22 protein-coding genes are annotated in these 22678 nt (G+C 34.2%); 9 read left to right on the plus strand and 13 right to left on the minus strand.

Going from position 1 to position 22678, the window contains the following annotated elements:
* The first annotated feature begins 10 nt into the window (after positions 1-10).
* The 3 genes from DYE31_RS02685 to DYE31_RS02695 all read left to right on the plus strand — a co-directional run bounded on the left by DYE31_RS02685 (position 11) and on the right by DYE31_RS02695 (position 2491).
* Complete coding sequence (locus DYE31_RS02685) at positions 11-952, plus strand: osmoprotectant ABC transporter substrate-binding protein (RefSeq protein WP_015901174.1); 942 nt, start codon at positions 11-13, stop codon at positions 950-952.
* Complete coding sequence (locus tag DYE31_RS02690; protein ID WP_015901173.1) at positions 952-1635, plus strand: ABC transporter permease; 684 nt, start codon at positions 952-954, stop codon at positions 1633-1635. Before DYE31_RS02685 ends, DYE31_RS02690 begins: the two co-directional genes overlap by 1 nt.
* Positions 1636-1720: 85 nt before the next feature.
* Positions 1721-2491, plus strand: a complete 771-nt coding sequence (locus DYE31_RS02695) for an alpha/beta hydrolase (RefSeq protein ID WP_015901172.1) — start codon at positions 1721-1723, stop codon at positions 2489-2491.
* 86 nt (positions 2492-2577) lie between these two features.
* Here the strand turns inward: DYE31_RS02695 and DYE31_RS02700 are convergent, their stop codons facing one another.
* From DYE31_RS02700 to DYE31_RS02730, 7 genes are all read right to left on the minus strand, one after another.
* Positions 2578-3129: a TetR/AcrR family transcriptional regulator gene (locus tag DYE31_RS02700; RefSeq protein ID WP_015901171.1), complete on the minus strand. Its 552-nt coding sequence runs from the start codon at positions 3127-3129 to the stop codon at positions 2578-2580.
* Between the two features lies 1 nt (position 3130).
* Positions 3131-3493, minus strand: a complete 363-nt coding sequence (locus DYE31_RS02705) for a DUF3147 family protein (protein WP_015901170.1) — start codon at positions 3491-3493, stop codon at positions 3131-3133.
* A gap of 18 nt (positions 3494-3511) precedes the next feature.
* On the minus strand, positions 3512-3871 hold the full coding sequence (locus DYE31_RS02710; RefSeq protein ID WP_015901169.1) for a DUF3147 family protein: 360 nt from the start codon (positions 3869-3871) through the stop codon (positions 3512-3514).
* A 290-nt stretch (positions 3872-4161) separates the two neighbouring features.
* Positions 4162-4863 carry an antiholin-like protein LrgB gene (gene lrgB / locus DYE31_RS02715; protein ID WP_015901168.1) on the minus strand — a complete coding sequence of 234 codons (702 nt, stop codon included), beginning with the start codon at positions 4861-4863 and terminating at the stop codon, positions 4162-4164.
* Complete coding sequence (gene lrgA / locus DYE31_RS02720) at positions 4860-5321, minus strand: antiholin-like murein hydrolase modulator LrgA (RefSeq protein ID WP_015901167.1); 462 nt, start codon at positions 5319-5321, stop codon at positions 4860-4862. The genes lrgB and lrgA overlap by 4 nt, the downstream gene beginning before the upstream one ends.
* 242 nt (positions 5322-5563) lie before the next feature.
* The gene (locus DYE31_RS02725) at positions 5564-6364 is read right to left on the minus strand and encodes a response regulator transcription factor LytR (RefSeq protein WP_015901166.1); all 801 of its coding nucleotides are present in this window, start codon (positions 6362-6364) and stop codon (positions 5564-5566) included.
* The gene (locus DYE31_RS02730; RefSeq protein WP_015901165.1) at positions 6345-8126 is read right to left on the minus strand and encodes a sensor histidine kinase; all 1782 of its coding nucleotides are present in this window, start codon (positions 8124-8126) and stop codon (positions 6345-6347) included. Before DYE31_RS02730 ends, DYE31_RS02725 begins: the two co-directional genes overlap by 20 nt.
* 245 nt (positions 8127-8371) lie before the next feature.
* On the opposite strand from DYE31_RS02730, the gene DYE31_RS02735 reads away from it, so the two are divergent.
* The gene (locus tag DYE31_RS02735) at positions 8372-9766 is read left to right on the plus strand and encodes an MFS transporter (RefSeq protein ID WP_015901164.1); all 1395 of its coding nucleotides are present in this window, start codon (positions 8372-8374) and stop codon (positions 9764-9766) included.
* 404 nt (positions 9767-10170) lie between these two features.
* On the opposite strand, the gene DYE31_RS02740 is transcribed toward DYE31_RS02735, so the two are convergent.
* Positions 10171-11742, minus strand: coding sequence for a serine hydrolase domain-containing protein (locus tag DYE31_RS02740; RefSeq protein WP_015901163.1), 1572 nt, complete (start codon positions 11740-11742; stop codon positions 10171-10173).
* Between the two features lie 300 nt (positions 11743-12042).
* Here DYE31_RS02740 and DYE31_RS02745 point away from each other — a divergent pair, with 300 nt between their 5' ends.
* Positions 12043-13872, plus strand: coding sequence for an APC family permease (locus DYE31_RS02745; RefSeq protein WP_015901162.1), 1830 nt, complete (start codon positions 12043-12045; stop codon positions 13870-13872).
* A 165-nt stretch (positions 13873-14037) separates the two neighbouring features.
* Positions 14038-14940 (plus strand): 5'-nucleotidase, lipoprotein e(P4) family, encoded by a 903-nt coding sequence (locus DYE31_RS02750; RefSeq protein WP_015901161.1) that lies wholly within the window; start codon positions 14038-14040, stop codon positions 14938-14940.
* A 56-nt stretch (positions 14941-14996) separates the two neighbouring features.
* Here the strand turns inward: DYE31_RS02750 and DYE31_RS02755 are convergent, their stop codons facing one another.
* From DYE31_RS02755 to DYE31_RS02765, 3 genes are all read right to left on the minus strand, one after another.
* Entirely contained in the window at positions 14997-16394 is a 1398-nt protein-coding gene (locus DYE31_RS02755; RefSeq protein WP_015901160.1) for an amino acid permease, read from the minus strand.
* A 254-nt stretch (positions 16395-16648) separates the two neighbouring features.
* Entirely contained in the window at positions 16649-17266 is a 618-nt protein-coding gene (locus DYE31_RS02760) for a C39 family peptidase (protein WP_015901159.1), read from the minus strand.
* 112 nt (positions 17267-17378) lie between these two features.
* A complete protein-coding gene (locus DYE31_RS02765; RefSeq protein WP_015901158.1) occupies positions 17379-18575 on the minus strand; it encodes a multidrug effflux MFS transporter in 1197 nt (398 codons plus the stop codon).
* A 640-nt stretch (positions 18576-19215) separates the two neighbouring features.
* Between DYE31_RS02765 and DYE31_RS02770 the strand changes: the two genes are divergently transcribed.
* Together DYE31_RS02770 and DYE31_RS02775 are read left to right on the plus strand one after the other, a co-directional pair.
* Positions 19216-19599 carry a GtrA family protein gene (locus DYE31_RS02770; RefSeq protein WP_015901157.1) on the plus strand — a complete coding sequence of 128 codons (384 nt, stop codon included), beginning with the start codon at positions 19216-19218 and terminating at the stop codon, positions 19597-19599.
* A gap of 171 nt (positions 19600-19770) precedes the next feature.
* Positions 19771-20664: a cation diffusion facilitator family transporter gene (locus DYE31_RS02775; RefSeq protein WP_015901156.1), complete on the plus strand. Its 894-nt coding sequence runs from the start codon at positions 19771-19773 to the stop codon at positions 20662-20664.
* A gap of 140 nt (positions 20665-20804) precedes the next feature.
* Here DYE31_RS02775 and DYE31_RS02780 read toward each other — a convergent pair whose 3' ends face one another.
* On the minus strand, positions 20805-21173 hold the full coding sequence (locus DYE31_RS02780) for an aggregation-promoting factor C-terminal-like domain-containing protein (RefSeq protein WP_015901155.1): 369 nt from the start codon (positions 21171-21173) through the stop codon (positions 20805-20807).
* A 282-nt stretch (positions 21174-21455) separates the two neighbouring features.
* Here DYE31_RS02780 and DYE31_RS02785 point away from each other — a divergent pair, with 282 nt between their 5' ends.
* The gene (locus tag DYE31_RS02785) at positions 21456-22142 is read left to right on the plus strand and encodes a 2,3-diphosphoglycerate-dependent phosphoglycerate mutase (RefSeq protein ID WP_015901154.1); all 687 of its coding nucleotides are present in this window, start codon (positions 21456-21458) and stop codon (positions 22140-22142) included.
* A 262-nt stretch (positions 22143-22404) separates the two neighbouring features.
* Here the strand turns inward: DYE31_RS02785 and DYE31_RS02790 are convergent, their stop codons facing one another.
* Entirely contained in the window at positions 22405-22515 is a 111-nt protein-coding gene (locus DYE31_RS02790) for a putative metal homeostasis protein (protein ID WP_015901153.1), read from the minus strand.
* Positions 22516-22678: the final 163 nt, after the last annotated feature.

The raw sequence follows: 22678 nt of genomic DNA on the forward strand, positions 1-22678 counted from the left end.
TTGTAACTTTATGAAGACGATGAAGTATTATTTGATTCTTATGGTGACTTGTCTGGTTATCTTATCTGGATGTAGTTTACCTGGACTTGGTGATAGTCGTTCAGATGACGATGTAAAAATTACAGCACTTGCTACCAGCGAGTCGCAAATTATGTCGCACATGGTGCGTTTGATAATAGAACATGATTCACATGGCAAAATAAAACCTACATTATTAAATAATATGGGTTCAAGTACAATTCAACATAATGCGTTGATGAATGGAGACGCTAATATTTCAGGCGTTCGTTATACAGGTACTGATTTAGTCGGGGCTTTGCAAGAAGATCCGATTAAAGATCCGAAGAAAGCATTAAAAGCAACGCAAGAAGGGTTCCAAAAGAAATTCCATCAAAAATTCTTCCCATCTTACGGTTTTGATAATACGTATGCTTTCATGGTAACGAAAGAAACGGCTGAAAAATATCATTTAGAAACTGTTTCGGATTTGAAAAAACATGAAAAAGACTTACGTCTCGGTGTCGATAGTTCTTGGCTGAACCGAAAAGGTGATGGTTATCCTGGTTTCAAAAAAGAATATGGTATCGACTTTGATACTGTACGACCAATGCAAATCGGTTTGGTTTATGATGCTTTAAATAATAAAAAATTAGACGTCGCATTAGGCTATTCAACAGATGGACGTATTGCTGCTTATGGTTTGAAAGTCTTAAAAGACGATAAGCATTTCTTCCCGCCTTATGATGCCAGTCCTGTGGCTACAGATGCAGTCTTAAAGAAACATCCGGAAATCAATAAGGTATTAGATAAATTAGCAGGTAAAATTTCAACGAAAGATATGCAGCAGTTGAACTATGAAGCAGACGGCAAAGGGAAAGAACCTGCTGTTGTTGCTGAGGAATTTTTAAAGAAACATCACTATTTTGATGGTAAGAAAGGCGGGCAAAAATAATGAAAGGCAATTTATTGCAACAATTAATTGAGTATTATTCATTGAATGCCGGCTATTTATGGAGTTTGTTTTTTCAACATTTATTAATGTCAGTCTATGGTGTTGTATTTGCAGCTATTATTGGGATTCCAATAGGTATCTTTATTTCACGATTTGGACGTATGTCTAAGTTAGTGATTACAATTGCAAATATTATCCAGACTGTTCCAGTTATCGCAATGTTGGCGATTTTAATGCTTGTAATGGGACTAGGTCCGACAACAGTTGTTGTGACAGTTTTCTTATATGCATTGTTGCCGATTATCCAAAATACGTATTCAGGTATTGTGGGTGTGGATGAAAACATTAAAGATGCAGGTAAAGGTATGGGTATGACACGTAATCAAGTCTTGCGTATGATTGAATTACCTTTAGCTTTATCAGTGATTATCGGTGGATTGCGAATTGCTTTAGTTGTGGCTGTCGGAGTTGTAGCAGTCGGTTCATTTATTGGTGCACCGACACTTGGTGATATTATTATCAGAGGTACTAACGCTACGGATGGTACAACATTTATTTTAGCAGGTGCATTACCGATTGCGTTAATCGCAGTATTGATTGATGTACTATTAAGATTACTTGAAAAACGATTGGATCCGGTGAAAAAGAAAAAAGGACCTCAACCTCAAGGTATGGACATTTAAGAAATCTAGAGCAGTTTGGCTATTTTAACATTGATATCATATGTGCTCTAGTATTTCTTTTCAAAGAGAAAAGGAGCGGTTACAGATGGCATGGATGCAAGTCAATTATAATTCAGAAGTATTAGGAAAAGAGCAGCGATTCATGGCGATGCTGCCAGAAGATCCATCTCAATTTCAGACAGATGAAGCACCAAAACAACTGCCTGTATTATTATTACTGCATGGTTTATCAAGTGATGAAACATCTTACTTGAGATTTACAAGTTTGGAACGTTACGCAAAAGATAATGGTATTGCAGTGATAATGCCAGCAGGCGATCACAGTGGTTATGCCAATATGGCATATGGTCATAGTTATTATGATTATGTATTAGAGGTTTTTGATTATGCACTGCAAATTTTCCCATTATCAAAACGTCGTGAGGATCACTTTATTGCAGGTCATTCAATGGGTGGTTACGGTACAATCAAGTACGCCTTAACGCAAGGTGACCGCTTTAGTAAAGCAACACCATTATCTGCAGTATTTTCACCTCAATTCTTAATGGAAATTGATTGGAATGATTTCTCAGGCAAAGCTATTTTAGGTGAAAAAGAGAGTGGCGATGGGACAGTACTTGATCCTTATTATCTTGTTGAACAAGCACTAGAGAATAATAAAACAATCCCAGAACTCTTAATAATGTGTGGTACAGAAGATGACTTATATCAAGATAATTTAGATTTCATTCATTTCTTAGATGAGAAAAATGTTTCATATCAATTTGTAGATGGACCAGGCATTCATGATTATGCTTATTGGGACAAAGCGATTCAATACGCATTAGAATGGTTTGCTGGAAAAGAACATCAATAAAATCATGGCTGTCACGAATTAAATTTCGTGGCAGTTTTTTTGTGTAAAAAAAGACAAGATGCTTTAATGAAAAATGCATCTTGTCTTTAAAATGATCCGTCAGGAATATATGAACGAATCACTGTTGTTAACATGTCATGAATATACTCGTCTGTTAAAGTTTCAGGTTTGATTAAAATGTTGAAATAGATAGGAGAGAATATCAAATCGATAAAAATATCTTGCTGATCTTCTGGAATGCGCGTGCTGGCAATGGAACGTAATAATTGTCTGTACTCATTGAAATAATCTACCATAAAATGATTGCGCAATTCATTTTCACTGTTAGTCAGCAAAATTTGAATCACTGCTTTACCGAGCGGACGTGTATATATTCGTGTCATTTTAAGTAGTAAAGCATATAAGTCATTGAAAAAGTCTCCTTTTATTTCAGAGGTACCATGTGCTTCATTTAAAAACATATCAATAATCATTGTGTCTTTATCTTTCCAACGACGATAAATAGTTGCTTTAGAAATTTGAGTGTTTTCTGCGAGTTCATCGATGGTAATTGTCGAATAAGGTTGTTTATCTAAGAGTTTCCCTAACTCCTCATAAATACGTGTGTTGATTTTAGGATCTTTTGGTCTTCCTGCCATATTAATGACCTCGTTTCATATGTGAAATTTTTTCCACTATTTCAAAAATGATGATAGCGCTTAAGAACCAAACTATAACGCCCACTATGATACTTAAAATCCAATCATTTGTCCAAATAAGCATAAACCAAGTGGCTAAAATATTAAATAACACACCAGTCATACCGAATACCGCACCGCGACTTACATGTGAAGCGACTTTATCACCGAATTGCACACCGGACATAATAAGTGAAATAAGAAATACAGCCGGGAACACTGCGAAAATTCCGCCGAATTCTTTCCATGGTATTATTACGGAAACAATATAACTTAGTGCTACTGATGCACCGCCTGCTAGGAATTTTACAAATAACATTTTCATTTTAATAAATGCCTCCAGTTAAATATGTTTAAGTGCCAAAATAAGGCAAGATAAGATAAACCAGCTAACTACAGAGAAGATAGCACCGCGTCTAAAACCGATTTTTTGAACCGCATAAGCAGTAAGTGCCACACTGATAATACAACCAACTATACCGATAACAGCACCTGAACTGAGGTGAATCGATTCTTGGATGAGACTTTGACCTCTAAAATCTACAGCAAGTGTAACTAAAGCTGCTAAGTAGACAGCTGGAAAAGTAGAAAAGATACCGCCAAGTTTGCCGCCGAGTTTTTCAGAAATAACAGTTGCTAATGCAACAGCTAAACCACCGAAGACAAAGCGAATGATCAAACTTGCTAAAGAAATACCAAACATAACTAATAATCATTCCAATCTCATAGTAATTTATAAACGAAACGTATCGTTTAGTTTTAGTGTAATACGACATCTTCTTGATGTAAATATCTTTAACTTAATTTATATAAGAAATTAAAATTTATTTTATATTAAAACGCTTTCATTGTTATTGAGTGAAGAAGCAAGAAAAAAAGAGGAGAAATTAAGGTGTGATGGAGATGCTCATTATTAAAATTTTCCTGCATATTTATTGAGAAGCCAAAAAAGAAGCGACTTTTGCCGCCTCTTTTTCAATCAAGTCTATTTAATTAAAGTAATGCACCTGCTAAGAATGGAACAACTGCTACAACGATAACTCCAACTAATACAACGGCTATACTGGCCATTGAAGTTTCAGTTTCCCCAAGTTCAGTTGCAGCTGATACACCTAATGTATGTCCGCTTGTACCAAGGGCAAGTCCGCGAGCAATCGGATTATCAATATGGAAGAATTTCAAAAGTTTGTTGCCGAGTGCGTAAATGATAACAGCATTTAAGATAACGGCTAAAGAAGTTAATTCTTTCACACCGCCGATTCCATCAGAAATTGGCAATGCAATTGCAGTAGTAGCTGCTTGAGGCAGCATTGATGCTACAATATCTCCGCCGAATTGGAAGATTTTAGCTACTGCATAAATACCAAACAAAGCAGCGACTGTACCGAGTGCAATCCCACCGAAGATTTTTGCCCAGTATTTTTTCAGTACATCACGTTTTTTATATAAAGGAATCGCAAAACAAATTGTTGCAGGTTCTAAGAAGAAATTGATGATGTCTCCGCCGATTTTATAATTAGCATAACTGATGCCAGTTGCTTTTAAGAAAACAATACCGACAACCATGCTGACAAACAATGGTGCTAGTAAAAAGAAACCGTTTGTCTTTTTAAAGAAATATGTGGCAATCAAGAATGGAATCACAGATAACAAGATACCGAAATAGGGTGTATTAATGCCTAAATGTTCAATCATACATGTTCCTCCGCAACTTTGTTGTGACCTTTAGTGATATTTTTAGGTGATTTGTGTGCGAATGGTAAGCCTTTGACCAAAATTTGTGACACAAATCCTGTACATAATAAGAGTAAAATTGTAGAAATAATAATTAATAAAATAATCAAGAATGGACTCTTGCTTAAAATTCCAAGAGAATTAATAACTGAGATACCAGCAGGTACGAACAAGAAACTGATATTATTTGTTAATGCACTGCCGACGCCCTCAACTTCGCCGAGTTTAATAATTCCAGTTGATAATGCAATAAACATCAGAACAAGCCCGATAACTGATGCCGGCATTGGAATTGGAATAAAGCTTTCGATAATTTTTGAAATTAATAATATAATCCCGATGACTAATACTTGGTGCAAGAATGAATAGTTTTTTGACGCTTTGCCCACGTTTTTTGCGTTAGATTTGACCTTTTCCATAGCATTTCTGCCTCCGTTCGTTTCTTTATCTTGATTAAATTGTACGACCAAAACAGGGTTTTGTGTGCGTTTTCAAGGTGAAATGCGAGAATCAGTATGCGAGTTGCACCATTCACAAGATGAGTTTCAAACCATGCTTCAGAAAGGGTGCTTTGCTAAGATGAGTTGCAAAAATTGAAGGGTTAAACGTCAAAAAACTCCCTATGCTGTTTAATAGCTAATAGGGAGTTTGCTTCGCATATCTATATCAATCCAATGGCAGCTTTAAATGGTTTCATATATGAACGGCTGACTTGTACTTTTAAATTGCCCGTCAAAGTGACTTGATATGTGTAATTAAACCAATGTTCAATGGTTTGAATGTGTGCTTGGTTGATTATTGTAGAACGATGTATACGCAAAAACTGTGTGTCATCTAAACGCTTAGCATAGTTATTCAAAGGCTCTGTCGTTTCATAGTCTCGATTTAACGTATGCAACGTAGTTTTGCCGTTATTAACAGACAAAGCAATAATTTCTTTTTGATTTAAGACATAAATGCGTTCATCAACTTCTATTGGTAAAACTGAAGGTTGTTTAATTGAATGCTCAGATGGTTTGAATTGATTTTGCCTCACAGTTTCTCCAACTTTTTCTGAACTTTCTTGCGGTTCAGTTGTTTGTTGATTTGAGGAGGAAGAATAATTCAATTTAGCAGCAACACGCGTTACTGCTTGATTAATTCGATCTTGTTCAAAGGGTTTCAGAATGTAATCCGTTGCATCAAGTTCAAAAGCTTTCACAGCAAAAGTATCATGAGCAGTTGCAAAAATGATATAAGGCGGGTGTTTCATCTTTTGTATTTTTTCTGCTAAATCCAATCCGCTTTCATCCATTAAGTTGATATCGAGAAAGATAACATCATAGGTTTCGTATAATAGTTTTTCGAGTGTTTCTCCAATTGTTTCAGCTTCATCAATTACCTCAAAGTTACCGTTTTGTGTGAGTAAATAATTGAGTTCATTACGTGCTAAAGGCTCGTCGTCAACGATGAGTGTCTTCATATTTTTTTACCTCCTTGTTGTCTGAACGAAATGGAATGCGGCAGCTTACAGCAGTACCATTCGAATTAGAATCAATATGCAATAATGCATTTGAACCAAACAAACCAGATAATCGTAAGTTTAAATTTTCAAGTGCGCTTCCAGTTCCTCCGGTATCAGAATGTACAATCGCTTTACCGATATAAGGTAATTTATCTTTTGGAATGCCAATACCATTATCTTTAACTTCTAAATAAAGTTGACCATCTTCATCACGTACAATGACATCGATGTGATTATCTGTTCTGCGATCTTTAAATGCATGTCGAATTGCGTTTTCTACCAAGACTTGAATAATAAAAGGAGGTAAGAGTGCGTTACGACATGCTGAGTCAATGTCGAAATTGATGTTGAAACGATTAGGAAAACGAGCTTGTTCTAATGATAAATAAGCTTCTACTTGTTGCAATTCTTTATCTAATGTAATGGTGTTATTCCGTGCACCTTGTAAATTAGAACGGAAAAATTGACTGAGCTGCAATAATAATTTACGTGCTTTTTCGCTGTCAATACGGACCATAGCAGAGATAGTATTGATTGCATTGAAAAAGAAGTGCGGATTTACTTGTGCTTGCAATGATTTGATTTCAGCATCTTTTAATAACTTGCTTTGTGCTTCTGCTTGTCCTAATTCTAATTGGCTGGAAAAAATATTAGCTAGCCCTGTTGCAAGTTGTTTCTCTACAAATGTCAGTCGATGAGCATCTGTAAAGTATAATTTCAATGTGCCGACGACTTTGTCTTGGATGTGAAGCGGTATGACAATCGCTGCTTGCAGCGGACAATTTGGATGGTTGCAGCCAATTTCATTACGAGAATGTGCCTCTTTCAGTTTTCCTGTCAGAATCACTTCTTTAGATAGTTCTGTAATAATTTCTTTTTGCGGTACATGATGGTCGCTGCCTGCACCGACATGCGCTAAAATATCATGACGATTTGTAATCGCTACAGCAGATACTTGCATTAAGTCTTTAATAATATGCGCTGCTTTGTTTGCTGAGGCTTCATTGAGACCTTCACGAAAATAAGGCAATGTTTCATTCGCAATTTGCAAGACATCATGTGTTTGCACACCGCGTGTTTGTTCTTCTTGTTTTAAAGTTGAAATAATAATAGACAAGAAAATTGCAGTACCGATACTGTTGATTAAAATCATAGGCAATGCAATGAAGCTGACAAGTGACCAAGCATGACCACTATTTTCTGCAAACAACAAGATACAAAGCATTTGTATGATTTCTAAAGATGCACCAATAAGGGCACCTAGCAATACAGGCGGGTATCGACGTGCTTTCAAATAATAACGACCGACATATCCAGAGACCAATGCAATCAATATGGATGAAATGAAATAAGTGAAAGCATTTGCGCCACCGATGTAGAAGCGGTATATGCCAGAGATAACACCGACAACCAGTGCTACTGCTGGACCGCCGACAAGTCCTGATACGCCAATTGTAAGTACGCGTGTATTCGCTAAAGAAGTATCAGGAGCCAGATGTGTATAAAGCTGACCAGATAATATGTGTGAATCACGAATAACAACACCGGTTACATTGGACAACAATGCAAATATGACAAACATAATCGTTAATTGCCATTTCGCCCGCCATGTTTCACGATTTTGCATTAAGTTTTTAAAATATTTAAAGTTCATTAGGATATAAGCAAGTACGATAATTAAACCGACACGTTCTAAAAGTAAAATGAATAAATTAAGCAAGAGCATCACCTTAGATATTGGAATTTTTCGACAAATACTATATAAATGAATTTCGTTTATACTAAATATGTAATTTGTTACGAAATAATTGAATTGCTTTAATGTATTAATAGAAATTTGCTTGAAATTGGTGTAAGATACTTCATATATTGAAATTGATAGGTTTAGTTTATATTGCATTTTAATCATAAGCTAAATCTCTATTTTTTTCAGTTTTTTTGCAGGGGTATAGGAGGAATTAAAATATGACAGCAACAAGAGCTTTTAGAGGAGACAACAAATTGTTGTTAGGCATTATTCTAGGTGTCATTACATTCTGGCTGTTTGCACAATCAGTTTTGAATGTTGTACCGACACTGCAAGAATCCTTTCATACAAATGCAGGAATCATTAATACCGCGGTTAGTTTAACTGCACTTTTCTCCGGTTTATTTGTTGTGGGTGCCGGAAGTATTGCAGATAAAGTAGGACGTGTAAAAATTACATATATCGGTTTAGTCCTCAGTGTTGTGGGATCACTGTTGATTATTATTACCGATATACCTGCTTTTTTAATTATTGGCCGTATTATTCAAGGCTTTTCTGCAGCATGTATTATGCCTGCTACACTCGCTATTGTAAATGAATATTACATTGGCAAGGATAGACAGCGTGCATTAAGTTATTGGTCTATCGGTTCATGGGGCGGATCAGGAATCTGTTCATATTTCGGTGGATTGATGTCTACATTTGTAGGATGGCGCTGGATATTCATCATCTCAATTATTGTCGCATTGCTTGCAATGTATTTAATGCGACATACTCCAGAAACAAAAGCAGACTCAGACAGTGATGTACAACGTGGAAAATTAGACGTTGTAGGCTTGATTGTCTTAGCTGTTATGATGTTAAGTTTAAATGTAATTATTACACAATCATCAAACTACGGTTTCTTATCACCATTAATTATAAGTTTAATTGTGGTATTTATTATTTCAGTCGTCTTCTTTGCAATATATGAACAACGACTTAAGAATCCATTGATTGATTTTAATTTATTCAAACATAAAGCGTATTCTGGAGCGGTATTATCCAACTTCGCATTAAATGCGGTAGCCGGAACATTAATTGTCGCAAATACTTATTTCCAACAAGGTCTAGGATTTACTTCTAACCAATCCGGTATGATGAGTATTACATATCTGATTACTGTACTTGTCATGATTAGAATTGGTGAAAAAGTAATGCAAAAATTAGGTGCAAAACGTCCGATGATGTTTGGTGCTTTATTAAATGCAGTTGGGATGCTGCTTATTGCACTTACTTTCTTACCGACAGTTATTTACGTAATCAGCAGTGTACTTGGATATTTATTATTCGGACTTGGTTTAGGTATGTATGCGACACCATCTACAGATACAGCAGTATCAAGTGCACCAGATAATAAAGTGGGTGCTGCATCAGGTATTTATAAGATGGCTTCATCATTAGGTAATGCTTTTGGTATCGCAATTTCTGGTACGATTTATGCTGTTGTTTCACATCATGTCAACTTAGCGGCAGGTGCAATGGCAGGTATTGGTTTCAACATACTTCTAGGTATCTTTGCATTCTTAGTTGTATTGATATTAGTTCCAAAATCTACTGGAGAAACTTATTAATCAGAAAGACTAAAAATTGCCACCACGCATTTGTATGGTAAATATGATTCTTGAAAGACGGAATGGTCATTGATGGTACAGTTTATGAGGGAAATTGTATCATCGAAGATTATTCCGTTTTTTTGGTTAGAAGTTAGAATGAGAAGGGTATCTAAAGAAGAATAAGAGGTGAGGATACTTATGGACACTTTGTCTTTCATATTAGCGCTAATAGTTTTAGCAGCTTTAATAATTGGTATTCGAGATATTGTTCAAAATAGGATTACTCATAAAACACATAAGACATTGTATAGTGCGATTATCATAATGATTATCTTAGTGTTTGTGTTATTTATGGATTTATTAGATTAAAAAGAGAGCGTACATGAAACCGTGTACGCTCTCTTTTAAATAAAAATATTTTTTTATACATATCGTTTGTTCAGAATCTGTTTTTTGCTTTTTGTATCTTTCCATAACAGTGATAAACTTAATCGGATTATGAAAAGTAATATTGCTATAAAAATCAGTAAAATAAGCATAATTATTGGTGGAGAAAAACTCATGAGTGCAATTTCCCAATTGATTGATTGTATTATCCAACTTGGTGCTTTATAGAAGATCGCACTTATTAAAATTATAAGACCAAGTGTTAGTGTGAATATCATGATATTTATAAGTTTGGAATTAAAACGTTTTGAAATACGCTGTTGTTTAAAATGATATATAACATATCCAATATTGATTAATCCTGCTGCACATATGATAATAGCTATCCAAATTAATAAAGCAATGATTAAAGCATATTGCTGCACATCATAATTAAGTTTATGATATTGGTCGAAAAATTCAAGTTGATGATTCAAGGTGCGTGCTAAATTTGGCGTAGCGTCTGTGTTTAGGTTTGCAAGAATCACGACTGCGTTTTTTTCTTTAGAGTTTAAAAGCACAAAAGATGAATAATTGGGTAATGTACCTGGATGTAATACTTGATGCTGATCTGGATTTAAAAACCATCCTGTTGCATAATCTGAAGCATTCGCATCTTTTGGTGTTTCTGATCTTTTTTGATGCGATTGCGTGATGAGTGATTTGTCTGTTCCTTTTGGATTTAACTGCATATTAACCCACGGAATCATATCAGTGGTACTGCTGATCATGTAAGCGGCAGGCGTGTCGCCTTTAAAATAATCCGGGTTATCAGCTTCTACATGTCCGTTTTTCTCTTCAACGTATCCTTGAGCAAGGTGTTTTTTTCGATTCTTTGTTATATTTTCAGTCTTGAAATAAGTTTGATTCATGTGAAGCGGTGTTAAAATATGTTGCCGTATATAATTTTCATAGCTTTGATGAGAGACTTGTTCAACGAGTAAACCTAAAATATCATAATTCATGTTTGCGTAGTTGAACTGTTGTCCGGGTTGATCATTTAATTCTTCATTGTTAATGCTTTTGACATGTGATTTCAAATTATCTTTGCTTTTAGGAAGTTCATCTTCTTTGTCGGATGACATATCGTCGTCTATACCGCTTGTTTGTGCAATCAATTGTTCCACTGTGACTTTTGCTTGTTTGTCATGATATTTAAGATGCAGCCATGGCAGATAATCTGATACAGGTGCATTCAAGTCAATTTTCTTTTTATCTGATAACTGAAGTATGGCAAGTCCGGTAAAAGCTTTAGTATCAGATGCAATTTCGTATTGGGTGTGCTCGGTTGCGTGCTGCTGTTTAGCTTGATTTTGAAAACCGAAACCTTTGTTTAAAATTAGTTTTTGATGTTGTATCATCAGCACACTCATACCAGGAATATGTTGTTGTTGCATAGTTTTTTGTATTTTTTGTGCTGCAAAGTGATTTAAGGTTTGTTGACTTGCATGTTTAGAAGATTCTTGGGTGAATTGAATTGTTAGTAATAACAAAACAACAAGGAAGGCAATAGAGGTAATCACTAATAAGGTTTTATAATAAACATTCTTAAAATGATATTGTTTCATGGTCTTTACTCATTTCCATAAGATTTAAATATAGAACAGTATACCATTATTTTGTCCTAAAACGAGTTTGAACAGTGCTTTGAGTAAATTTTTCATAGCATATTTACAAATTTGTTAATTACTTAACGAAAGTGTAAAAGTTCTATATTTTTTTAGTCTTGGGTACTATACATTTTCAAAGGATAGGCGTATATTTTTCTCATTCAATAGTACATGTTTTTTGCATTGAAAGTTCATGAAAAGAGACAACGCTTATGATTCAAATATCTAGAGATACAAAAGATATAGAGGTAATGGATTATGATATTTTATCATTTAAAACATATGTTAATTGGTAAACCGAAAAGAAACCGAGAACTATCGCATGAAAAAATAAGTAAAGTCAAAGCGTTAGCGATATTATCTTCTGATGCATTATCATCAGTTGCATATGGCCCTGAACAAATATTGATTACCTTAACAGCTGTGAGTGCAGCAGCAACTTGGTTTACTTTACCGATTACAGCTGGTGTATTAATTTTGCTGTTAGCATTAATTTTGTCATACCGACAAATTATATATGCTTATCCAGAAGGTGGAGGAGCTTATGTTGTTACTAAATATAACTTAGGCGAGAAAATGTCCTTGCTCGCTGGCGGTTCATTGCTGGTAGATTATATATTAACAGTTGCAGTAAGTATTTCATCTGGAGCTGATGCATTTATTGCCGCTTTCCCTAACTTATATCAACATAAAGTATTGATTGCTTGTTTATTAGTCGTGGTTATACTGATTTTAAATTTACGTGGGTTAACTGATTCAGCAACTGTATTGTCATATCCCGTCTATCTATTCATTTTTGGTATGATCGTATTGATTTTATATGGCACTTTTAAAGTTGCAACAGGACAAGCACAACCGGATATGCATGCAACAGTAGGTACAGCAGTTCCGGGTGTAACATTATTTTTGTTATTACGTGCATTTTCTTCCGGTGCTTCTTCATTAACAGGTATTGAAGCTATTTCAAATGCTGTAACAAGTTTTCATAATCCTGCGCCGAAAAACGCTGTAAAAACATTGATTGCAATGGGAAGTATTTTAGCATTTTTACTTGTTGGCATTGTGGGATTATCTTATTGGTACGGTATTGTACCACATATGGAAACAACAGTATTATCACAATTAGCGACTCATGTTTTTGGTCAAAATGTTGCCTTTTATTTTATACAAGCTACCACAGTATTGATTTTAGTATTGGCAGCTAATACTGGATTTACCGCTTTCCCAATGTTAGCAGCTAATATGGCTCAAGATAAATACATGCCGCATATGTTTACAGTTCGTGGAGATCGTTTAGGTTATTCGAATTCCATGATAATTCTAGGCAGTATTGCAATCGTTTTAATTATTGCTTTTAAAGGCGCCACTGAAAACTTGATTCCTTTATATGCCACTGGGGTATTTATACCGTTTACGCTTGCGCAATATGGAATGGTTGTAAAATGGATAAGAGAACGTCCTAAAGGCTGGCTGTTGAAATTATCAGCAAATGCACTAGGAGGCACGATTACTTTCATTGTCTTTATGATTTTTTTGATTACAAAATTTTCACATGTATGGCCAATTTTAATTTTCTTGCCATTTGTAGTCTTAGTGCTATTGAAAATCCGTTCGCATTATCGAGATATCGCCGAACAATTACGTACTGAAGCACAATTTAAAGAATTAACAAACGTTGATAAAAACTTAGCGTTAATACCGGTCAGCAGTGTATCATCTATTGTTGATAAATCAGTTGAATATGCTGAGTTGACTGCTGATCGTACGATTGCGGTACATGTATCATTTGATGCGACAAAAGATAAAGCTATGCAAGAAAAATGGAAAGCACATTATCCTGATATCCGTCTGGTTATTTTACATTCAGAATATCGGAGTGTAGCAAGACCATTAGCACGCTTTATAGATAGAATACGCAGTAAAGCAGAGAATGAAAAGTTTGTTATTACGGTAATTGTACCGCAATTTATTACTAACAAACCTTGGCAGAATCTATTGCATAATCAAACTGGTATTTTATTAAGATGGACTTTGTTCTATCAAAAAAATTGTATCTTAGCTATGATTCCTATGAAGTTGAAAAAGTAAGAAAAAACGTCAGTCTTTAGGATTGACGTTTTTTTGCATCTTTATTCTAAATATCAATGAAATAATATTATGCTTAAAGTATAATGAATTTTATAAGAATAATTAGAAAAGTATCAATTGATTCGTTGCTAATTATTCTTAAATACATAATTGGGTGGTAACGTTATGAATAAAATTGCAAAGTATTCAGCAATCGTAGGTATTGCAAGTTCGTTATTAATTTCAGGACCGGCAAATGCGCATGCTGCAGGGGGTTCACAAGCGTCAACAGCAGTGAAAGAACAACAAACAACACAACAAGAAGGTAATTTAGGTGAACAAAATACGATGAGTGTTTCATGGTATCAAAACTCAGCAGAAGCCAAGGCACTTTATTTACAAGGTTACAATACAGCTAAAGACAATTTGGATAAACAATTAAAACATTACCATGGAAAAGGAAAAGGTAAGAAACAACCTGCAATTGTATTAGATATCGATGAAACGGTATTAGACAATTCTCCGTATCAAGCTTATGCATCATTGAATAATACTACATTCCCAAAAGGTTGGCATGAATGGGTAATGGCTGCTAAAGCTAAACCGGTATACGGTGCCAAAGACTTTTTAAATTATGCGAATAAAAAAGGTGTAGCAATTTATTATGTATCTGACCGTGATAAAGATACTGAATTAGAGGCCACTTCTAAAAACTTAAAAGCACAAGGTTTACCACAAAATGATAAATCACATATCTTACTTAAAGGCAAAAATGATAAAAATAAAGAAAGCCGTCGTGACTACGTGAAAAAGAATCATAATTTATTGATGTTATTTGGCGATAATTTATTGGACTTTGAAGACCCTAAAGCTCAAACAGCACAATCACGCACTGATTTAGTGAATGAGAAAAAAGAAGAATTTGGACGTAAGTATATTATCTTCCCTAATCCAATGTACGGCAGCTGGGAATCAACATTATACAATAATGATTACAGCAAATCTTCACAAGAAAAAGATCAATTACGCAAAGCTTCTTTAACTACCTTTGATCCTGCTACAGGAGAAGTGAAACAAGCACAACAATAATTGAAAATAAAAAAGCCAAGTACACTTTCATGTGAGTGCACTTGGCTTTCAAGTTTTTAATTAGCTTTAGGCTTATTGCCTTCTCTCATTTTTTGTACATTGGCACGGGCATTATTTTTATATTTCTGATACATAATAATCATAAAGATAAACCAAATTGGAGAAACAAATAGTGCTTTTTGTGTTTCATCTGTAAATAATAATAATACATATGCAAAAATAAAGAATGCTAAAACAATAAATCCGGCATAAGGACCACCTGGTAATTTAAAATCGCTAGCTTTATGTTCTTTTTTATTTTTGAATGCATATACGATATATGAAATGATGATTAATGTCCAGACGAATAAGTATAATACAGTTGATAGTGTTGTAACATAAATAAAGAGTTGTACAGCATTTGGAAATATATAGTTCAGCAACGCTGCAAATAGTAATAATAATGATGAAAGCAACATAGAAATATGCGGTACACCATGATTATTAACCTTGCCAAAAACTTTTGGTCCTAAACCTTGTTCAGCTAATCCGAATAAGATACGGCTGTTTGAATAAATACCACTATTAGTAGCTGAGGCTGCTGCAGTAATAACTACAAAGTTGACTAAGCTTGCAGCAAATGGAATACCGATTAAACCAAATACCTTAACAAATGGACTTGAGTTTTCACTTAATGTATTCCAAGGCACTACAGAAGTGATAATGATTAATGAACCTACGTAAAAAAGTAAAATACGTACGGGAACATTATTGATAGCTTTCGGAATCGTTTTTTCGCGATCTTTCGTTTCACCAGCTGTCACGCCAATCAACTCAATTCCGATGAATGAATAGATTGCCATTTGGAATGCCATTAAGAAACCGAATGCACCATGTGGGAACATCCCTCCATGAGACACTAAGTTACTGAAACTTGCAGTTCCATGTTCTGTTTTAAATGAAAAGAAGATTAAGATTAAACCTACAACGATTAAAGCAAGTATCGTAATAATTTTAATCAAAGCGAACCAAAATTCTAACTCCCCAAAAAGTTTAGCGCCTAATAAATTAAATGCGATTAATACAAGTACTACAAAAAGTACTGAGATCCAGTTTGGTACTTGTGGTAACCAATACGCGATATATTGCCCGATAGCTGTTAAGTCGGACATGCTTGAAATAATCCAACAGAACCAATACGTCCAGCCTATAATAAATCCGCCGAACGGCCCTAAATATTCATTTGCTATATCTACAAATGAATTGAATTTCGTGTTGCTGAGTAACAATTCACCAAGTCCGCGCATAAAGGCAAATAAAAACATACCGATGATGATGTATGCGATGAAAATACTTGGACCTGTAAGTTTAATAGTTTGACCAGAACCTAAGAAAAGTCCTGTACCGATTGCTCCTCCAATGGCAATCAATTGAATATGCCTATTGGAAAGCTCCTTTTGCAATTTTTTTCCCAAATTATTGACACCCTTTCAGTTTTGTATATGACAAAGGGGTATTTATGTTGACGTCGAATGTTGTTATTAATGATATATAAAAGATTCTGATTTTGCAATTATTAATTGGTAAATTATAAGAAAATTTAATCAATTGCATAAGTTATTATTAACCCAATAGGACAGTAAATAAACACGATTTTACTATGTAATTTTTATTTTGAAAGTGAACATAATAAAAGAAACCAACTCAGAAGAGCCGGTTTCTTAAAAAATCAACTTTGGCTTTTATGGTATATTGCTAAGCGCCCAACCGAATCATAGCTTTCTTTCATTTTATCTTTCGGAATTTTAATGGTTTGAAACTTAGAAGGGAAAAGGGCAGGTAAAATTAATTTTTCTCCGAATTGAGACCATAATGGATCAATATAGTAATAGTAATCGTCGTCATAACCGACTAGTAAAGTAATATGAATATTAGACACCCATTCTTCTCGCCCTGAATCTACTTTGAAAGTTCTTTTATGTGGGGTTTGACCTAATACAGTATGATAAATCAATGCAGGTTGCCCTTTGTCGATTAATGTCTCTAATTCTTCTAAAGTTGTTCCTGTACCATCGACAATTTTTGTGTCGTAAAGTTGTAGATATGGTGCAAATGCTGCAGGGAAAATTGTTTGGTGTGCACCAGGTTTAATCATGAGAAAGTGGCCGACATATCCTTTGTTTGGATTACTAGGATGCTTTGGCCAACGTTTCATCAACGAAAAAGGATGTACGTATATGTGGTTATAATTTAACAGCATTGAAGCGGCTGTACCTTCACAACCCATGACCATAGGAATAGGTGATAATTGACTTTTAGGTTTAACATCTAATATTTTTTTGGACATAAACAGTGCTCCATCTCGTAGCTTAATAACTTTATTATAATTCTTGGTGCACAGAGAACATAATAATTTGTTTAAAAAAACGACAAGAAGCTTCTTGTCGTTAAAAATAAAATTATGCTTTTTTAATTAACTTGCTTAACCAAATATTTAAAATTATGACTAAGATACTAGTAATCACTATGATGATGATAAACGGACCTACGTTTGTACCGCCTTTAATACCAACAAGTGGTGCAATGATACCACCTAATATAAATTGGAATAATCCTAGTAAACTAGAAGCATTTCCGCTTCCCCCAGATCTTTCTTCAATGGCTAAAGCAAATCCGACAGGGCCAATTCCTGTAACAGGACAAACCATGATAAAGAATGAAATAACAAGCAACCATAAAGGAAGGTGGAACCATGTTGTAATAATAACTAAGAAAACACCAGTTAATTGGATAGCAGTCAAAATATGCAATAACTTTTCACGTGAGATATATTTAACAGCAAATGCAGTGACTTGGCTCATAAGAATTAAACCTACACCATTCACAGCATACATCCAACCGAACGCTTGAGGTGTCATGTGGTAAATTTTTTGTGTAATAAAAGGTGATGCTGCAGCATAACTGAATAACATAACATAAGTTAAACCTTGCATTAACATCGGCACAACAAATTTGGCATTACTTAACAAATGACCGAAGTCCTTCAGAATTTTACCAAAGTTCAATCGTGCAACTGCATCAGATCTTGTTTCTTTCATCATTACCATAGCAGCCACAAATATTACCAGGGAAATAATTGTTAAAGCAGCAAAAATCATTTTCCAAGATGTAAAGGCTAATGTATATCCACCAACAAGTGGAGCAACAATTGTGATGATACCGTTTACAACTAATAAAGCTGCCAATGATTGAGTCAAGGCAGTGCCATCAAATTGATCACCTACAGTAGCACGTGCAATAACAATTGCACCGCCACCTAGTAAACCTTGAATAAATCGTAATCCTAAGAATAAATCAATAGAACTAATAAAAACACAACTTAATGAAACAAGTGCCATTAAAATCAAGATTGTCATTACTGTGCGTTTACGCCCATAAATATCTGAAAGCGGGCCAAAGATAAATTGTCCAAGTGCCATCCCAATCATTACAAAAGATAATGTTAATTGAGATGTAGAGGTAGAAACACCAAAGTCATCTTGGACTTGCGGCAATGCCGGATTGTACATATCGACCAACATTGGACCGAATGCTGTCATCGCACCCAAAACGATGATCATAATTAATGGCAGCCGCGCCTGTTCGTTTTTAATCATTTTAAATTTTCTCCTCTTTAATCAATTATTATCCATTATAACGATTTCACTTGAAATTTGTAACGACCTTTCTGTATTTTATTTTTTAAAATTGAATTAAAATAAGCATTGGTTTCGAATGAATACAAATTTATTTGGTATCAATACTAAATCTCCCATTTTCTTTTGTTTTTCGCTAATGTGTACTATGTAAATAAATAACATAAAGTAAATTTGCGATTAGTGACTAGATTTTCATTTTCTTTAATTTCATTATCATTACCGTCATTGCAGCTATTGTAGCGATAATTATTTATTCTCCTTATATTTTTTGGTGGTCATTATGTTGATATTATTTGAAAATGTAAAATTCAACCAACAAATGGCCAGCAAAATATTGTTGAGATTTGTTATAATTTTTGTGGCGTTATGTTATTTATGTTTTCTGCTGTAGTATATACAAATGTACAGCGAATACACATCATCATGAGAAAGTTCATCTAATAAAATCGCATATCTACCATTTGAAGCTTTAAAGCAAAGGTCATACTGACTTCAAAAATTAAAATACCGACTTTAAAGCGTATTGGAAGATACTACAAAACACTCAAATTGAATTTGTACTTTACGGTGCATTAAATAAAAATGATGGAGAAGCAAAATGAAACTTACTAAAACCCATTTTGAAATAATCAAATTTATAATTGTCGGCGGAATTAATACATTAGATTACTACCTTGTGTATTTAATTCTTTTAAAAGGAATCGGTATTAATTATATGATCAGCCATATTACAGGGTTTATCATCAGTTTTATAATTTCATATTATTTAAACTGTTACTTTGTTTATAAAGTTAAGCCTACTTGGAGAAAATTTATACAATTTCCATTTACACAAGTTGTAAATATGGGAATGCAGACCTTGTTATTATACGTTTTTGTACAATGGCTGCATATTTCCTCTGTAATCGCACCATTTGCTGGTTTGATTCTTACGATTCCTGTAACCTTTATCATGTCTAAATATATATTACGTGATCGTTAATTGATATGAATAAATACTGTTGAGACTTAAATGGTCTTAGCAGTATTTTTTAGGTGATACTAATTTAAAAATTAGCATAAGAAATTAAAAAATAATTAAAAATAAAAAAATTGAATCTGTCTAAAATATGACGCATAATTAAATATAAGAAAGTAGAAGGTGGGAATCAGGATGTCAGCGAGTGACAATTTACAAAAAGCGCAAAGAGGTGCTTATTTAAGTTTAATTGTTTACATCATCCTTTCAGCAGCTAAGTTTATTGTGGGTTATTCCTATCATTCAGCAGCTGTACGTGCGGATGCGTTAAATAATATGACAGATATTTTAGTTTCAATTGCAGTGATTGTAGGATTGAAAATTTCTATCAAACCCGCAGATAAAAATCATCCCTATGGACATTTGAAATCTGAAAATATCGCTACGTTGCTTGTATCTTTTATTATTATGTTTGTCGGGGTTCAAGTTGTCATACAGAATTTCCCGAGAATTTTCAGTAATGACTATCATACGCCTAATCCAGTGACGATTGTTATCAGTTTTGTCAGTGGAATTATTATGTTAGCTGTTTTTTATTACAATTTTAGATTAGCGAAGCGTACAAATAGTCGTTCGTTACATTCCTCGTCATTAGATAATTTATCGGACAGTATTGTGAGTTTAGGAACTGGGGTCGGCTTGATATTTACGCAATTCGGTTTTCCAATTGTCGATATCATTTTAGCAACTGTCTTAGGTCTGCTTATTGTATATACAGGCTTTTCAATTTTCAGAGAATCTATTTTTACATTAAGTGATGGGTTTAATGAACGAGATTTAGAATTATATCGTCAAGAAGTTTTAGAAGTACCTGATGTAATAGATGTGAAAACGATTAAAGGACGCTATCATGGCAGTAGCGTTTTCGTAGATGTGACAATTGTTGTAAAACCTGATATTACATTAGATGAAGCACATGAAATTTGTGATAGAGTGGAAACTTATATGCATGAAAAAGGAGTTTCATCAGTTTATGTTCATCCAGAACCTTATCATCCAGAAAAAGCTGAAAAAGATTTGCCGAAGTAAAGTCAACGTAAAAATATAATAGCTGTTTTAAAAGGGTGTCGGAACATAAGTTGTTTTGATACCTTTTTTACATAAAAAAACACTTGAGACGTATGCCTCAAGTGTTTTAGTGTCGTTAAGAGATTATATTTGAAGTGGTTTTACCACCAGCCGTTTGCTTCACGGAATTGAATAGCTTGATCGATTGAACCGTAGCGGTCTTCAGCATATTGAATCATGCCTTTAGTTTGTTCTTCAACAGAGCCAGTTCCCCAAGCTTCTTTCGTTTGTCCTAGTCCTCGATATCCTAATTCATTTACAGCATCAGGGTTGCCGCCTGATTCAGGCATTACAATGTTTTCCCACATTTCTTCAGTACCGCCTGCAGCGATGAAACGGTCATGTACTGATTGTGTACTTGATTGCTCAGCTGCATGTGCTGTATTAGTGTTCGTATCTGCTTGAATTCCTGCACTTGCTGCTGTAGCGATTGAAAAAGCAGCAAATGACGACAATAATAATTTTTTCATAATAAAAAATATCCTCCTGAATTGAATTTATGTCTATTCATTCGTAATTCACAAAAACTACTATATCATTTAAAAATATAGCTTTGGTTACACATTTTTCACAAAATACTTACGAAAAATTTAAAATGTAACATGCAGATGACAAATGATTTCAAAACAGCAGGATATTGTATTTTTTTAATCTGTTTGAAAAAAACTAAGACAATTGTGTGAAAAGTTATACTATTAAAAACAAAAGTGCTATATTTCAAATGAAGGATTTTTTAGAAAGGAATGTTAATTATGCCAACATTAATATTATGCCGACACGGACAAAGTGTTTGGAATGCTGAAAATCTATTTACAGGATGGACTGATGTTGATTTATCAGACCAAGGTGTAGAAGAAGCAACTACTTCAGGTGATCGTTTAAAACAAGAAGGAATTGAGATTGATGTTGCTTTTACATCTGTTTTACAACGCGCAATTAAAACAACATATCACTTATTAGAACGTTCAAATCAATTATTTGTACCTCTTTATAAAAGTTGGCGTTTAAATGAACGTCATTACGGCGGATTGCAAGGATTAAATAAAGATGCAGCACGTGAAGAGTTCGGTGAAGAACAAGTGCATATTTGGCGTCGTTCTTATGACATCGCACCTCCTGACGCTACAGCTGAACAGCGAGAAGCAGATTTAGCTGATCGTAAATATCAAGGGTTAGATGAACGTGTTATCCCAACATCTGAAAGTTTAAAGGATACATTAGAACGTGTTATTCCATATTGGAATGATGCAATTGCCCCTGAATTATTAACAGGGAAAACAGTATTAGTATCTGCACATGGCAACTCATTGCGTGCATTAATCAAACATATCGAAGGTGTATCAGATGAAGATATCGTAGGATACGAAATCAAAACAGGTGCGCCACTTATCTATGAATTAGATGATAATTTAGGATTTGTATCGAAACATTATTTATAAAAAAATAAAGGATTCCGAACCATGAATGGGCTCGGAATCCTTTTCTTTGCAAATGACCAGGATAGAGTTTTTTAAAAGAAAAGACTTATTTGCGTCTTAATAATAAATTAGGGAATATTTTATAAATATGAAATACTGTTTAACCCGCATGCAGAGAGACACTTAACTAGGGAACAACCTGGGAAAAGTTGTTTTATAGTCTGGTGAAACGGATTGGAATTAATAGTGTTTAAAGGATCATTTGCAAAGTGATATATCTATATTAATTATTCTTATTGCGTTTGTGGCTTTTAATAACTTTTAATGCACGTTTACGTGTTTTGATATTAGGACTATGCAAATTACGACGTGCAGTTGATAAATCTAGTTTCATAATTTTCGCCTCCTAAATGGACTTTCTCTATTATGCAATATTTTTAAGAAAATGTAAATAGTAATGATTACGATTTAAGGGATAGTTAAGGTTTTTCATCGTGTAAACACAGAAATTATGTGGAATACATATAATAAGGAAATTTCGGGAATACACAAACTGA

This window comes from Staphylococcus carnosus (assembly GCF_900458435.1).
Taxonomy (GTDB): Bacteria; Bacillota; Bacilli; order Staphylococcales; family Staphylococcaceae; genus Staphylococcus; species Staphylococcus carnosus.